We start from the raw sequence: 14,641 nt of genomic DNA on the forward strand, positions 1-14,641 counted from the left end.
AAATTCGTGCGATCTTGGGGCAACTATGTCAGGCGTGATCGTGTCGATGCGTCGGACGCTGCTGTCGTGCACATCGCTCGTGCGCAACGGCTTGTTGGGAAGCGCTCTCGCAGCGCTGCTGCCGGCTGCGCCGGCTGAAGCCGCCGACCTCGTCGACACACTCTCATCGTTGCTGGATTTCAACCGGCAGGAGCTCGCGGTGCTGGCCACCGCGCTGGCCTTGCTCGGCTTCTCGGTGGTGGCCGCGATCCTCCTGATGCGCACGCGCGTGCGCACGGCGAAGAACGAGGCGCGGCTGCGCGCACGGATCGGGGAACTCCAGCTCCAGGCCGACCGCTTCGGCGCACTGCTGTTCGCCGAGCCGCAGATCCTGATCTCCTGGCCGGCCGGCGACAATCGCGCGCAGATCTCCGGTGACACCTCCATGGTGCTGCCGCGCGACTCCTCTCCACAACGCGTGCTGGCGTTTGGAACCTGGTTGCCGCCGGAACCGGCGCTCCGGATGGATCACGCCGTCGATGCGCTGCGCGACCGCGGCGACGGGTTCCAGCTGACGCTCACCACCGCGCATGGCCACACGCTGGAGGCGATCGGCCGCGCCATCGGCGGCCAGGCCATCGTCAGGATTCGCGAACTCTCAGGGCTCCGCCGCGATCTGGCCGAGACCAATCTGCGTTACAAGGCACTCTCCGACGAGACGGAGATGCTGCGCGGCTTTGCGACCGCCGCACCCTGGCCGATCTGGGCCAAGGGCGAGAACGGCGCGCTGGCTTACGCCAACCCCGCCTATGTCCGTGCGACCGAGGCGGCCAGCATCACCGACGCCCAGGAGCGCAAGCTCGAGCTGCTCGACAGCGCCGACCGGAGCGCGATGGAGCGGGGACTGAAGGAAGCGGCCAATTTCACCTCGCGCCTGCCGATCGTGATCGGTGGCGAGCGGCGCATCTATGACGTGCGCGCCGTCAATGTCGGCGGCGGCAATGTCGGCGTTGCCATCGATGCCAGCGAGGCGGATGCGTTGAGCTCGGCGCTGGTGCGGATGGCGGAAGCGCATCGCCGCACGCTCGACCAGCTCTCCTCCGGCGTTGCCGTGTTCGACGGCCAGCGCCGGCTCGCCTTCTACAATGATTCCTACCGCCAGCTGTGGGACCTCGACCGTACCTTTCTCGACGCCAACCCCGATGATTCCAGCGTGCTCGACAAGCTCCGCGCCGCGCGCAAATTGCCGGAACAGCCGGACTTCCGCGCCTGGAAGGCCAAGCTGCACGAGGCCTATCGCGCGGTCGAGGCTGCCAAGGACACTTGGTACCTGCCCGACGGCCGCGCGCTCTCCGTCGTCACCACGCCGAATCCCGAAGGCGGCGTGACTTACCTGTTCGACGACGTCACCGAGAGCCTCGAGCTCGCCCGCCGCTTCGACGGCATGATCCGGGTCCAGCGCGAGACGCTGGACAGCCTCGCCGAGGGCGTCGCGGTGTTCGGCAGCAACGGCAAGGCGCAGCTGTTCAACCCGGCCTTCGTCCGGATGTGGAAGCTGTCCGTTGACGCCATGCGCGACGAGCCGCACATCCAGACGGTCGAGGGCTGGTGCCATCAGCTGTTCGACGACGCGATCGTCTGGCGACAGATCCGCGAGGCCGTCACCTCGATCGAGAGCCGCGCCGACATTCCGCTGAAGCTGGAGCGCAAGGACGGCAGCGTGCTCGACGGCATGATCCGGCCCCTGCACGACGGCGCCACGATGCTGACGTTCCAGGACATCACCGACACCGAGAACGTCGAGCGCGCGCTGCGCGAGCGCAACGAGGCGCTGGAGGCGGCCGACCAGATGAAGGTGGATTTCGTCCACCACGTCTCTTACGAGCTGCGCTCGCCGCTCACCACCATCATCGGCTTCGCGCATTTCCTCAGCGATCCCTCGACCGGGCCGCTGACGCCGAAACAGGCCGAGTATCTCGACTACGTCACCAAATCGACCAATGCGCTGCTGGCGCTGACCAACAACATCCTGGATCTCGCCACCATCGACGCCGGCGCCATGAAGCTGGAACTCGGCCCGGTCGACGTCAGCAAGACCATCGAGCTCGCCGCCGAGGGTCTCCAGGACCGGCTCGCCACCGACCGCATCCGCCTCAAGGTCGAGATCGCGCCCGATGTCGGCAGCTTCACCGGCGACGAGAAGCGCGTGGTGCAGGTGCTCTATAACCTCCTCGCCAATGCCGTCGGGTTTTCTCCCCCGGATTCCACCGTCGGCATCAGCGCCCGCCGCACCGAACGCAGTGTGGTCTTCACCGTGACAGATTCCGGGCCTGGAATACCTGCCGACATGAAGGACAAGGTGTTCAACTGGTTCGAAAGTCGCTCGCAAGGCTCGCGTCACCGCGGCGCCGGGCTCGGCCTGTCGCTGGTGCGCTCCTTCGTCGAGCTGCATGGCGGCAATATCCGGGTCGATTCGATCGTGGGCAGGGGCACGGTCGTGATCTGTGACTTCCCGACCGACCAGGCGGCGCATCGCGACGCCGCCGAATGACTGCGTCAACCACATTCTCCGTCGCGCTCCACAACGAGACGGCCACCGCGCAATTGATGGCCGACCTCGCGCTGCTGGTCGGCCCCGGCGATGTCATCACGCTCACCGGCGATCTCGGAGCCGGCAAGACCGCGGCGGCGCGGGCCATGATCCGCTACCTCGCCGGCGACGATGCACTGGAAGTGCCGAGCCCGACCTTCACGCTGGTGCAGGGCTACGAGCTGCCGCCATTCCCGGTGATGCATGCCGACCTCTACCGCGTCGAGGACGAGAGCGAGCTCGAAGAGATCGGGCTGGCGCCGTTGCCGGAAGCAACCCTCGTCCTGATCGAATGGCCGGAGCGCGCGCCGTCGGCGATGCCTCAAGACCGCATCGACATCGCGCTGACGCACCGGCCGGCATTGGGCTCGAATGCACGCGCCGCCGACATCACCGGCCATGGCAAGGCTGCCGCCATCGTCGCGCGGCTACGGGCGCTGCGCGAATTCCTCGATGCATCCGGCTACATGGAGGCAACGCGCAAACGCATGGCGGGCGACGCCTCGACCCGCTCCTATGCGCGGCTGCTGCGCGACGACGAGATCGTCATCCTCATGAATTCTCCGCAGCGCCCGGATGGCGCTGCCATGTACGACGGAAAATCCTACAGCGCCGCGGTGCATCTCGCCGAAAACATCAAACCCTTCGTCGCCATCGACGAGGGCCTGCGCGCGCAAGGAATCTCCGCGCCCGCGATCCATCATTGCGACCTCGACCACGGATTCCTGATCAGCGAAGACTTCGGCAGCGAAGGTGTGATCGAGGGTGATCCGCCGCGCCCGATCGCCGAACGCTACGAAGCCGCGGTCGATTTGCTGGCCGTGCTGCACGGCAAGACGCTGCCGGAAACGTTGCCGCTCGGGGGCCAGACCTACACTATTCCCGTCTTCGATGCCGAAGCGCTGCTGATTGAAATCGGCTTGATGCCGGAATGGTACCTGCCCGATCGCAATGCCCCGCTGGACGACGAGAAGCGCGCCGAATTTTTCGCGATGTGGCGCGAGCTGCTGCAAAAGCCGCAGGCCTCGCCGAAGACCTGGATCATCCGCGACTATCACTCGCCGAACCTGATCTGGCTCAGCAATCGCACCGGCATCGAACGCGTCGGCGTGATCGATTTCCAGGACACCGTGCTGGGGCCTCAATCCTACGACGTGGTGTCGCTGCTCCAGGACGCCCGCATCGACGTGCCCGAGGCGATCGAACTGACACTGCTGTCGCGCTACATCAAGGCACGCCGCGCCAGCGACGCGAGCTTCGACGCGGCCGGCTTCGCCGAGCTCTACGCCATCATGTCGGCGCAGCGGAACACGCGTCTGCTCGGCACCTTCGCCCGCCTCAACCGCCGCGACGGCAAGCCGCATTATCTGCGTCACCAGCCGCGGATCTGGACCTATCTCCAGCGCTCCCTGGCGCATCCCGCGCTCGCTCATCTGCGCGACTGGTATCTCGCCAACGTCCCGCCGCCCCAAAGACAGGCCCAGGGCTGAGGCCAAGGCCGAAAGGCCAGCAGGGGCTAAAACGGCTGATTCGGGGGCCGATTTACCGGCTGTTAGCCGAGACGCCGGTAATCTGGGAACGAAGCAGCCGGATGATTACGGGGCTGGAGCAGGGCAGATGGCGGTGAAGACGGACCAGCGCGGCAATAGCCGGGTTGTTTTCGAGCGCGGGATCGCGGCCCAGATGATGGGTATCGACGGCACCTGGCGGCGCGACTGCACCATGGAGGACGTCTCCGACAGCGGCGCCAAGCTGACCATCGACGGCTCCGTCGAAGGTCTGCACCTGAAGGAATTCTTTCTGCTGCTGTCGTCCACCGGGCTCGCGTACCGGCGCTGCGAGCTCGCCTGGGTCAATGGCGACCAGATCGGCGTCAATTTTCTCAAGCTCGGCGACAAGAAGAAAAAGGCGCGTTCCACATCCATCGGGGCGTAACGGCAACACCCGTCGCACAAGCGTCACGGCAGGTGGTTAAGGCGGTTAAGACGCGGTGCGGTCAGTCGAACCTCGTGTTAGGATTGCTGCGAACGCGAAATCAGTAGGTCTGAGAAAGCGAAGGATGTCCGTCAAACCGACCAAAGCCATGGTGCTCGCCGCAGGGTTCGGCCTGCGCATGCGTCCGTTGACGGACAGGATGCCGAAACCGATGGTTCCGGTGGCCGGCCAGCCGCTGCTCGACCACGTGCTCGACAAGCTCGGCCAGGCCGGCGTGAGCGAGGCGGTGGTCAACGTGCACTATCTGCCGGACCAGATCATCGATCACACCGCATCCCGCCAGCATCCGCGCGTGACCATCTCGGACGAGCGCGATCAGGTGCTCGGCACCGGCGGCGGCGTGGTCAAGGCACTGCCACTGCTCGGGGACGCACCGTTTTTTCACGTCAATTCCGACACGCTGTGGATCGACGGCGTGCGCTCGAACCTGACGCGGCTCGCCGAAAACTTCGATCCCGCGCGAATGGACATTTTGCTGCTGATGGCGCCGACGGCGACCAGCATCGGCTATAGCGGCCGCGGCGATTACGGCATGCTGGCCGACGGCGCCCTGCGCAAGCGCAAGGAAAAAGAGGTCGTGCCCTTCGTCTATGCCGGCGCTGCGATCCTGTCGCCGTCGATCTTCGCCGATGCCCCGACGGGCGAGTTCTCGCTGACCAAGATGTTCGACCGTGCCAACGAGCAGGAGCGGCTGTTCGGCCTTCGCCTCGACGGTGTCTGGATGCATGTCGGCACGCCTGATGCCGTCCACGCGGCGGAAGAGGCGTTTCTGGAGAGTGTGGCGTAAGCCGCGCCGTCATGCCCCGCCTAGTGCGCAATTGCGTACGGGGGGCGGGGCATCCAGTACGCCGCGGCTTCTCGGCTGAATCTCCACCGTCTCTGGAATACTGGATCATCCGCCTTCGCGGATGATGACACCGGTCCAGGTGCCGCGAACAGCGGGGACTATCCCCCCTCCACCCATATCCATTTGACTCCGCCTCCCTATATTGGCGCCTGATTCCCGAATCAGGCAGCTCATGCGCGTTTTCAGCGTTCCAGTCTCAGTTCCGTTTCTGCGCACCGTCGTCGCAAGCCTGCTCGACGGTCGGCTGGTCGACGGCTTTGAGGCGCGCAAGGAGCCGGCACGGCTGGCGGATGCCACGCTGTACCTGCCGACACGACGCGCCATGCGAATCGTCCGCGAGATCTTCCTCGACGAGATGAAGGCGGACGCGGTCGTGCTGCCGCGCATCGTCGCGCTCGGCGACATCGACGAGGATGAACTCGCTTTCGCCGATGAGGGCGAACAGTTTTCGGGCGCAACGCCGCTCGACATTCCGCCGCGGCTCGGCGAGCTCGAACGGCGGCTGACGCTGGCGCAGCTCGTCGCAGCTTGGGCCAAAGGCCCGGTGCTGTCTCCGCTGGTCGTCGGCGGCCCCGCCTCGACGCTGGCACTGGCGTCCGATCTCGCGCGGCTGATCGACGACATGGTCACGCGGGGCGTCGACTGGAGCGCGCTCGACGGCCTCGTGCCTGATATGCTCGACCGGTATTGGCAGCACTCGCTTGAATTTTTGCGCATCGCGCGCATCGCCTGGCCCGGTCATCTCGCCGAGATCAAACGCATCGAGCCCGCTGCCCGCCGCGACCTCCTGATCGATGCCGAAGCCAGGCGGCTGACCGCGCATCCCCATGGCCCTGTGATCGCGGCCGGCTCGACCGGCTCGATGCCGGCCACGGCAAGATTTCTCCACGCAGTCGCCTCACTGCCGCATGGGGCCGTGGTGCTGCCCGGCCTCGACACTGATCTCGACGACGATGCCTGGCGCAGCATCGGCGGCGTCCGCGACTCGCTCGGCAAGTTCGCGGAGCATCCGGTCTCGAACCATCCGCAATACGCCATGCACGCGTTGCTGGATCGTTTTGGCATCAAGCGCAGCGACGTCGATATCCTCAAGCCTCCGGCGGAAGGCGGCCGCGATCTGCTCGCCTCGGAATCGATGCGGCCGTCGGCCAAGACCGAGATCTGGCACGACCGGTTGAAGCAGCCGGATGTGGCCGTAAAGATCACCGGCGGCATGAAGAACCTCGCGGTTGTCGAAGCTCCCAACCCTGAAATGGAAGCGCTCGCCATCGCCATTGCGATGCGCGAGGCGCGGCATCTCGACAAATCCGCGGCGCTGGTCACGCCCGATCGCGCGCTGGCGCGGCGCGTGATGGCCGCGCTGAGCCGGTGGGATCTCGCATTCGATGATTCCGGCGGCGACGTCCTGATGGAAACCTCCGCCGGCGTCTTTGCGCGGCTGACAGCGGAGGCGGCGACCAAGGGATTGGAGCCGCCGACGCTGCTGGCGATGCTGAAGCATCCGCTGTGCCGGCTCGGCCGGGCGCCCGGCGCATGGAAGACGGCGATCGAAAGCCTGGAGCTCGCTTTGTTGCGCGGCACGCGGCCGCCTGCGGGCACCGCCGGCCTGTTGCGCGAGTTCAATCGCTTTCGCGAGGAGCTGGCAAAGCTGTGGCGCAGCGAGGTCTCCGCGCTGCACAAGGCCGAGCCGCGGGCACGTCTCAAGGCGGAAGATCTCGATCGCATTCAGGCGCTGATCGATGGCTTGCGACAAGCCTTGGCGCCGATCGAGAGTCTTGCTTCATCAAAGCCGTATGACTTCGCCGAGCTCGCGCATCGGCATCGCGAGATCATGATCGAGCTGTCGCGCGACGAGCAGGGCATTTCCTTGGCATTCGAGGAGCGCGAGGGCCTCGCGCTCGCGAGCGCCTTCGACGATCTCCTGCGCGGCGGCACCACCAGCGGATTGATGGTCACGCTGCCCGACTACGCGGACGTATTCCAGACCGCGTTCAGCGATCGCGCGGTGCGGCGGCGGGACAGGCCCGGCGCGCGGCTCCAGATCTACGGCCCGCTGGAATCCCGCCTGATGCAGGCCGACCGCATCATCGTCGGCGGGTTGATCGAGGGCGTCTGGCCACCGGCGCCGCGCGTCGATCCGTGGCTGAGCCGGCCGATGCGGCATCAGCTGGGCCTCGATCTGCCGGAACGCCGTATCGGCCTCTCCGCCCACGATTTTGCGCAACTGCTCGGTGGCGACGAGGTCATTCTCACCCACTCCGCCAAGGCTGGCGGTGCGCCGGCGGTCGCCTCGCGCTTCCTGCACCGGTTGGAGGCGGTCGCGGGCGATACGCACTGGAAGGCCGCGATTCGCGCGGGCGAGAAATACGTGCAGTTCGCAGCCGCGCTGGACCAGCCCGACGAGGTGAGACCGATCAAGCAGCCCGAGCCGCGACCGCCACGCGCTACCCGGCCGCTCAGGATGTCTGTGACCGGGATCGAGGACTGGCTCCGCGATCCCTACACGATCTACGCAAAACACATTTTGCGGCTCGACGCGCTCGATCCCGTCGACATGCCGCTGTCGGCCGCCGACCGCGGCTCGGCGATCCATGATGCGCTCGGGGAGTTCACGGAACGCTACGCCACGAATCTGCCCGACGATCCCGCGCCCGTGTTGCGTGCGATCGGCGAAAAATACTTCGCGCCGCTGATGGAGCGACCCGAGGCGCGGGCGCTGTGGTGGCCGCGCTTCCAGCGGATCGCGCGCTGGTTCGGCGAATGGGAGACGGCGCGGCGCGACGCGATCGAGGCGATCGCCGCGGAAACTCGCGGCGAGATCTCGATCCCGCTCGACCATGGGCGCAGCTTTCGTCTCTCCGCCCGCGCCGACCGCATCGAACGGCGCCAGGGCGGCGGCTACGTCATCCTCGACTACAAGACCGGCCAGCCGCCGACCGGCAAGCAGGTCCGCATGGGCCTGTCGCCGCAGCTCACGCTGGAAGCCGCGATCCTGCGCGAAGGCGGTTTTCCCGACATCGACGCCGGCGCGTCCGTGAGCCAGCTCGTCTATGTGCGCCTGAGCGGTAACAATCCGCCGGGCGAAGAACGCATTCTCGAGCTCAAATATAGGCAAGGTGACGAGCCGCAGCCGCCGGACACCGCGGCTGCCGAGGCCAGGGCCAAGCTCGAGGCGCTGATTCGCGCCTTCGAGGACGAGAACCAGCCCTACACCTCGTTGAACCTGCCGATGTGGACGAACCGCTACGGCGCCTATGACGATCTTGCCCGGATCAAGGAATGGTCCGCGGCCGGTGGATTGGGGATCGAGGAATGGTGAAGGCACCGCGCCCCATCCCGGATGAGGTGCGCGCGCGACAGGCGCGGGCATCGGATCCGACCGCGTCGGCTTTCGTGTCGGCCAATGCCGGCTCTGGCAAGACGCATGTGCTGGTGCAGCGCGTGATCCGCCTGCTGCTCTCGGGCGTGCCGCCGGAAAAGATTCTCTGCATCACCTTCACCAAAGCGGCTGCCGCCAATATGGCCGAGCGCGTGTTCACCACGCTCGGGCATTGGGTGACCCTCGACAACACCGCACTCGATGCGGCGATCCGCGCGGTCGGCATCCCGCACCCCACTGCAAAATTGCGGCGCGACGCACGAAAGCTGTTCGCCTGTGCGCTGGAGACGCCCGGCGGGCTCAAGGTGCAGACCATCCACGCGCTGTGCACCCGCCTTCTCCAACAGTTCCCGTTCGAGGCCAACGTTCCCGCGCGCTTCGCCGTGATCGACGAGCGCGACCAGACCGACATGATGGAACGCGCCAATCTGAAGGTGCTGCTGGAGGCCGCGCGCGACCCCGAAAGCATCACCGGCCGCGCGCTGCTGACCGCGATGGCGAGCGCGGCCGACGTGACCTTCAAGGAAGTGGTGCGCGAGGCCTGCCTGAGCCGCGATCATTTCATGGCCTGGACCGACGAAGCCGGCAGCGCGGAGCTGGCTACCGCGCAGATGGCAGCCGCGCTGGGCGTGGACGCGAGCGACCGGATCGAGGACGTCGAGACGGAGATTGTCGACGGTCCGTTCCTGCCGCGATCGCGCTGGGACGACATCGCTTTTGCACTGGAGGACGGCAGCAAGTCCGACAACGACCAGGCCTGCCGGCTCCGCGAGGCAAAAATCTTTTCCGGCGCCGCGCAGGTCGATGCCTATCTCAGCGTTTTCCTGACCGACGAAAAGCTGCCGCGCAAGGCGGTACTGACCAAGAAGTTTTGCGATCACAACCCGTCCGTCGCCCGCTTGTTCGAGAACGAGGCGCAGCGCGTCAGTGGGTTGGTCGAGAAGCGCCGTGCGGTGACCATGCGCGATCGCACCGCAGCCCTGCTGCATATCGCGACCGCGGCTGCCGCAAACTACCGCCGCGAGAAGCAGGAGCGCGGGCTTCTCGACTATGACGACCTCATCGACAGGACGCTGGCGATGCTCGATCGCGTCTCTTCAGGTTGGGTGCATTACAAGCTCGACCGCGGCGTCGATCACGTTCTGATCGACGAAGCCCAGGACACCAGTCCGCGGCAATGGGACATCGTCGCGCACATCATCTCGGAATTCACCGCCGGCGAGGGCGCGCGCGAAGGGCTGAACCGCACCGTCTTCGCCGTCGGCGACGAGAAGCAGTCGATTTTCTCGTTTCAGGGGGCTCAGCCCCGGGAATTCGATGCTCGCCGACGCGAGCTGCACCGCAAGTTCACGGCGGCCGGACTGAAATTCGATCCGGTCGCCTTCACCTATTCGTTCCGCTCCGGCGCCGCGATCCTGCATTCGGTCGACCACGTCTTCCGCGAGCCCGCGATCTACAAGAGCATCCATTCGGTCGAGACCGGTCATCCCCTGCACAATGCACTCGGCGATGCCGGCCCGAGCGTGATCGAGCTGTGGGACCTTGCGGAAGCCGACGACAGGCAGGAGATCGAGGGCTGGCGCGCGCCGTTCGACGGCGTCGCCGCCACCAGCCCCGAGGTGAAGCTCGCGCGCCGGATCCAGACCGAGATCAAGCGGCTGGTGGAGAGCGGCACGCTGACCGGGCACGAGGGCGAGCGGCGTCCGCTGCGCTATGGCGACATGCTGATCCTGGTGCGCCGGCGCGGCAATGCGTTCGACGCGGTGATCCAGGCGCTGAAGCACGCCAACGTTCCGGTCGCCGGCGCCGATCGGCTCAAGCTCACCGAGCACATCGGAATCATCGACCTGATGAATCTTGCGGACGCGCTGCTGCTGCCTCAGGACGATCTCGCGCTCGCGGTGGCGCTGAAGAGCCCGCTGTTCGGGCTCGACGACGACGATCTGTTCCAGCTGGCCTGGGATCGCAAGGGATCGCTGCGCCGCGCGCTTAGCGAGCATGCCGCGACAAGCGAAAAATTCACCGCGGCGTTGCGACGCCTCGAAGCCTGCGAAACCCGAGCCCGCGAGGAGACGCCGTTCGCCTTTTACGCCTGGCTGCTCGGGGGCGACGGCGGACGCGCGCGCGTGCTGCGCCGGCTCGGTCATGAGGCCAATGACGCGCTCGACGAATTCCTGGAGCTGGCGCTGAATTATGAGCGCAAGGCGCCGGCCTCGCTGCAGGGTTTCATGGCCTGGCTGCGCTCGGCCGATACCGAGGTGAAGCGCGACATGGAGATCTCGCGCGACGAGGTGCGGGTGATGACCGTGCACGGCGCCAAGGGCCTGGAGGCCTCGGTCGTGTTCATGGTCGACACCACGTCGTCGCCCGCGGATTCGCAGCGGCTGCGGCTGATCCACGTCCCGCGCGGCAATGGCGGCGAGGTGGTGGTCTGGGCCGGACGCAAGGCGGACGATCCCAAGCCCGTCGCCGACGCCCGCAAGGCGATGCTCGAGGAGACCGAGGACGAATATCGCCGCCTGCTCTACGTCGCGATGACGCGCGCCGCCGACCGGCTCATCATCGGCGGCTGCATGCCCGGCAACATGAAGACCGTCCGCAAGCTGAGCTGGTACGATCTGGTCGACACCGGGCTCGCCGGCTCGGGCCTGGCGAAAGAGACGATCGAGACGCCGCTGGGAAAGGTAACGCGCTTCTCCCGACCGGAGGATGTCGTGGCGCTGGGCACGCCCGCTGCCTCGTTGGACCAGAAGACTGCGCTCCCGGACTGGCTGCGGACGCCGGCACCCCGGGAGACCATCGACGACGATCCGGTGCGCCCCTCCGGCCAGCCGTCCGGGGAAGGCCGCACCGTGCTGTCGGGAGAATCGGTGCAGTCCCGCGCGCTCGCGCTGCAACGCGGCACGCTGGTGCATCGGCTGCTGCAATCGCTCCCCGACATCGCCGCTGAGCGCCGGCGCGAGGCCGCGCTCGGCTTCATGGCGCGCAATGCCGCGGACTGGGCGGAGGCCGACCGTGCCGGGCTGACCGACAAGGTGCTCGCCTTGATCGCCGAGCCGCGGTTTGCGCCGGTGTTTGCCGCCGGCAGCCGGGCGGAGGTCGCGATCGTCGGCCGGCTGGAACGGCCGGGCCGCACCCCAGCGCTGGTGTCCGGCCAGATCGACCGGCTGGTCGTTCGGCCGGATGAGATCCTGATCGTCGATTTCAAGACCAATCAGGCGGCTCCCAAGAGCGCCGCCGCGGCGCCCGCCGCCTATGTCCGGCAGCTGGCGCTATATCGGGCGGTGCTTTCGAAGCTTTATCCCCAAAAGCCGGTCCGCGCCGTCCTGCTCTGGACCGAGGCCCTTGAATATATGGAGATTTCGGCTCCCGCGCTGGACGCGGCGCTGGCATCTCTTCATCTCGGTGTGAGCGTCCTTGACCCGGCAAGGAGCCATTCATAGGTTGACGCCATGATCTCGGGCGCGATTCCCGTCGCGCCCTTCTCTCAGGTACGAGGTACTCCCATGGCCGTTGGTAAGGTTTCTGACACCGATTTCGAAGCCGAAGTGCTCAAGGCAAACGGCCCCGTGGTCGTCGATTTCTGGGCCGAATGGTGCGGCCCCTGCCGCATGATCGCACCCGCGCTCGACGAGATCGCCGGCGCGATGGGCGACAAGGTCAAGATCGTGAAGCTCAACGTCGACGAGAGCCCGAAGACCGCGTCGAAATATGGCGTGATGTCGATCCCGACCCTGATGATCTTCAAGGGCGGCGAGATGGCCTCCCGCCAGGTCGGCGCGGCACCGAAGGCGAAGCTGCAGCAGTGGATCACCTCCGCGGTCTGATCCGCCTCGCACGAAATTATTTTTGGAGACGGCCGGCGAAAGCCGGCCGTTTTGCGTTGATGGGACAGTTCCAGCGTAAGACGAGTCCCTGCCTGTGCCTCCCCCTGCAAGACGCGCGCGAAAATCGACATCTCTCGTGGCGATGGAGGCGCGCTCGGTCGATGCGATCCCGCGCGGCAAGGAGTGGCAATACGAGCCGAAATGGGATGGCTTCCGCTGCCTGCTGTCGCGCGCTGGCGGCAGCATTGATCTGCGCTCGAAATCCGGCGAGGACCTCGCGCGTTATTTCCCCGAGATCGTCGCCGCGGCGCTAAAGCTGAAGGCGGATCGCTTCACGTTGGACGGCGAGATCGTCGTACCGCACGGCAAAGGCTTTTCCTTCGACGCGCTGCTGCAACGGATTCACCCGGCGGCGAGCCGTGTGAAGAAGCTCTCGCAGGAAACGCCAGCGCTGTATCTCGCCTTCGATCTGCTTGCGACGACCAGGGAGAAACAGCTTGCCGAGCAGCCGCTGAGCGAACGACGACCGGCGCTGGAAGCGTTTGCCAAAGCCAATCTGAAAGGCAGCCTCTTCCGCCTCTCACCGGTGACGACGAGCTATGCCATCGCGAAAAAATGGCTGGCGCAATCCGGCGGCGGCTCGGACGGCGTCATCGCCAAGCGCATCGACCTGCTCTACCAGGCGGGAAATCGCGACGGCATGCAGAAGATCAAGAAATTCCGCAGCGCCGATTGCGTGGTTGGCGGCTTCCGCTATGCCACCAACAAGATCGCCGGGCGCAAGGTGGTGGGGTCGCTGCTGCTCGGACTCTACGATGACGAAGGTCTCCTGCACCATGTCGGTTTTACCTCGGCAATCAAGGCGACGGAAAAGCCTGACCTGACCGATCGGCTGGAGGCGCTGATCGGCGAGCCGGGCTTCACCGGCAACGCGCCGGGCGGGCCGAGCCGCTGGTCCACCGATCGCTCGGCAAAGTGGTGTCCGCTCAAGCCGAAACTCGTGATCGAGGTCTGCTACGATCATTTCAGCGGCGAGCGCTTTCGCCACGGCACCTCGATCCTGCGCTGGCGCCCCGACAAGGCCCCGCGGCAATGCAGCTTCGAGCAGCTGAAGCAGAAGGTGGCGGATCCGATGAAGCTGTTGAAACAGCTGTAGCCGGTAGCCCGGATGGAGCGCAGCGTCATCCGGGGCGGTCGTCATTTGTGGTGCGATTCCCGGATTGCGCTTCGCTCCATCCGGGCTACGAACCGACCACTATCCGATCCATCCCGTCGCCAGCGCGTTTGCCAACTCCGGCTGGCCGTTACGGAGAGCGAGCGCCGCCATCGTCTGGTGATCGTAGACGACATGGCGGAACGTGACCTGCCAGGCACCATCCGTTAACTCGAGGATTGCATAGCGCGCGTGAGGTGTGCCGGCCTCGACGACATGCGGGAACGGATGCTTGTCACGAAAGCCCGGGCCGCCGACGCTGCCGGGATTGACGATCAGCCTTCCGTCGCGAAGGCGCACGGCACGGGCGAGATGGGTGTGGGCGCACAGGATCAGGGATTGCGCGATGCCTTGCGCATACTGCTCGATGCGATCGAGCGGCGACAGCGCCACCGCGCCGTCGGGATGCACGGTATCGAGCCAGTAGACTTCGTCATTGTCGGGCGTCGCATGACACATGAAAACCTGCTCGCGAAACACGCGCGTCATCGGCTGCGCGCGCAGCCAGTCGAGTTGCGCGGCATCGAGCGCTGCATGGGCCGGGCGATCCCACGAGCCCATCTTCTCCGGCGGACGGTCAAGCAGATAGCGGTCGTGATTGCCAAGCACGTGCACGGCATCGAGCTTCATCAGAATCTCGATCGTGCGGCGCGCATCGAGCGGGCCGCTCAGCATATCGCCGAGATTGACAATGTCGGAGACGCCTTGCGCGCGGATGTCGGCGAGCACAGCTTCCAGCGCGAGGTAGTTTCCGTGGACGTCGGCAATCGCTGCAAAACGCATGGAGATTCCTGTAGCCCGGATGGAGCGC

At 66.2% G+C, this 14,641-nt stretch carries 9 protein-coding genes; 8 read left to right on the forward strand and 1 reads right to left on the reverse strand.

The genetic code is table 11. The features are described 5' to 3' along the window. Nucleotides 1–25 precede the first annotated feature (25 nt). From AC0L3J_RS02955 to AC0L3J_RS02990, 8 genes are all read left to right on the forward strand, one after another. Nucleotides 26–2,530, forward strand: coding sequence for a sensor histidine kinase (locus tag AC0L3J_RS02955; RefSeq protein WP_473345870.1), 2,505 nt, complete (start codon nt 26–28; stop codon nt 2,528–2,530). Further along, on the forward strand, nt 2,527–4,059 hold the full coding sequence (tsaE, locus tag AC0L3J_RS02960) for a tRNA (adenosine(37)-N6)-threonylcarbamoyltransferase complex ATPase subunit type 1 TsaE (protein ID WP_473345871.1): 1,533 nt from the start codon (nt 2,527–2,529) through the stop codon (nt 4,057–4,059). The genes AC0L3J_RS02955 and tsaE overlap by 4 nt, the downstream gene beginning before the upstream one ends. 127 nt (nt 4,060–4,186) lie before the next feature. Next, entirely contained in the window at nt 4,187–4,504 is a 318-nt protein-coding gene (locus AC0L3J_RS02965; protein ID WP_018455771.1) for a PilZ domain-containing protein, read from the forward strand. Between the two features lie 124 nt (nt 4,505–4,628). Continuing rightward, nucleotides 4,629–5,351 carry a nucleotidyltransferase family protein gene (locus tag AC0L3J_RS02970; protein ID WP_473345872.1) on the forward strand — a complete coding sequence of 241 codons (723 nt, stop codon included), beginning with the start codon at nt 4,629–4,631 and terminating at the stop codon, nt 5,349–5,351. A gap of 232 nt (nt 5,352–5,583) precedes the next feature. Beyond that, nucleotides 5,584–8,730, forward strand: a complete 3,147-nt coding sequence (addB, locus tag AC0L3J_RS02975; protein ID WP_473345873.1) for a double-strand break repair protein AddB — start codon at nt 5,584–5,586, stop codon at nt 8,728–8,730. Next, entirely contained in the window at nt 8,724–12,233 is a 3,510-nt protein-coding gene (addA, locus tag AC0L3J_RS02980; RefSeq protein WP_473345874.1) for a double-strand break repair helicase AddA, read from the forward strand. The genes addB and addA overlap by 7 nt, the downstream gene beginning before the upstream one ends. Before the next feature lie 63 nt (nt 12,234–12,296). Beyond that, on the forward strand, nt 12,297–12,617 hold the full coding sequence (gene trxA, locus AC0L3J_RS02985; RefSeq protein ID WP_007598398.1) for a thioredoxin: 321 nt from the start codon (nt 12,297–12,299) through the stop codon (nt 12,615–12,617). A gap of 142 nt (nt 12,618–12,759) precedes the next feature. Continuing rightward, on the forward strand, nt 12,760–13,773 hold the full coding sequence (locus AC0L3J_RS02990; protein WP_473346068.1) for an ATP-dependent DNA ligase: 1,014 nt from the start codon (nt 12,760–12,762) through the stop codon (nt 13,771–13,773). Between the two features lie 99 nt (nt 13,774–13,872). On the opposite strand, the gene AC0L3J_RS02995 is transcribed toward AC0L3J_RS02990, so the two are convergent. Beyond that, a complete protein-coding gene (locus AC0L3J_RS02995) occupies nt 13,873–14,613 on the reverse strand; it encodes a metallophosphoesterase family protein (RefSeq protein ID WP_473345875.1) in 741 nt (246 codons plus the stop codon). Nucleotides 14,614–14,641 lie beyond the last annotated feature (28 nt).

This window comes from Bradyrhizobium sp. Kon37 (assembly GCF_055807535.1).

Coding starts and splice junctions, on each gene's coding strand:
- trxA (WP_007598398.1), top strand. CDS start 12,297: ATGGCCGTTGGTAAGGTTTCTGACACCGATTTCGAAGCCGAAGTGCTC.
- AC0L3J_RS02995 (WP_473345875.1), bottom strand. CDS start 14,613: ATGCGTTTTGCAGCGATTGCCGACGTCCACGGAAACTACCTCGCGCTG.
- addB (WP_473345873.1), top strand. CDS start 5,584: ATGCGCGTTTTCAGCGTTCCAGTCTCAGTTCCGTTTCTGCGCACCGTC.
- addA (WP_473345874.1), top strand. CDS start 8,724: ATGGTGAAGGCACCGCGCCCCATCCCGGATGAGGTGCGCGCGCGACAG.
- AC0L3J_RS02965 (WP_018455771.1), top strand. CDS start 4,187: ATGGCGGTGAAGACGGACCAGCGCGGCAATAGCCGGGTTGTTTTCGAG.
- AC0L3J_RS02970 (WP_473345872.1), top strand. CDS start 4,629: ATGTCCGTCAAACCGACCAAAGCCATGGTGCTCGCCGCAGGGTTCGGC.
- tsaE (WP_473345871.1), top strand. CDS start 2,527: ATGACTGCGTCAACCACATTCTCCGTCGCGCTCCACAACGAGACGGCC.
- AC0L3J_RS02955 (WP_473345870.1), top strand. CDS start 26: ATGTCAGGCGTGATCGTGTCGATGCGTCGGACGCTGCTGTCGTGCACA.
- AC0L3J_RS02990 (WP_473346068.1), top strand. CDS start 12,760: ATGGAGGCGCGCTCGGTCGATGCGATCCCGCGCGGCAAGGAGTGGCAA.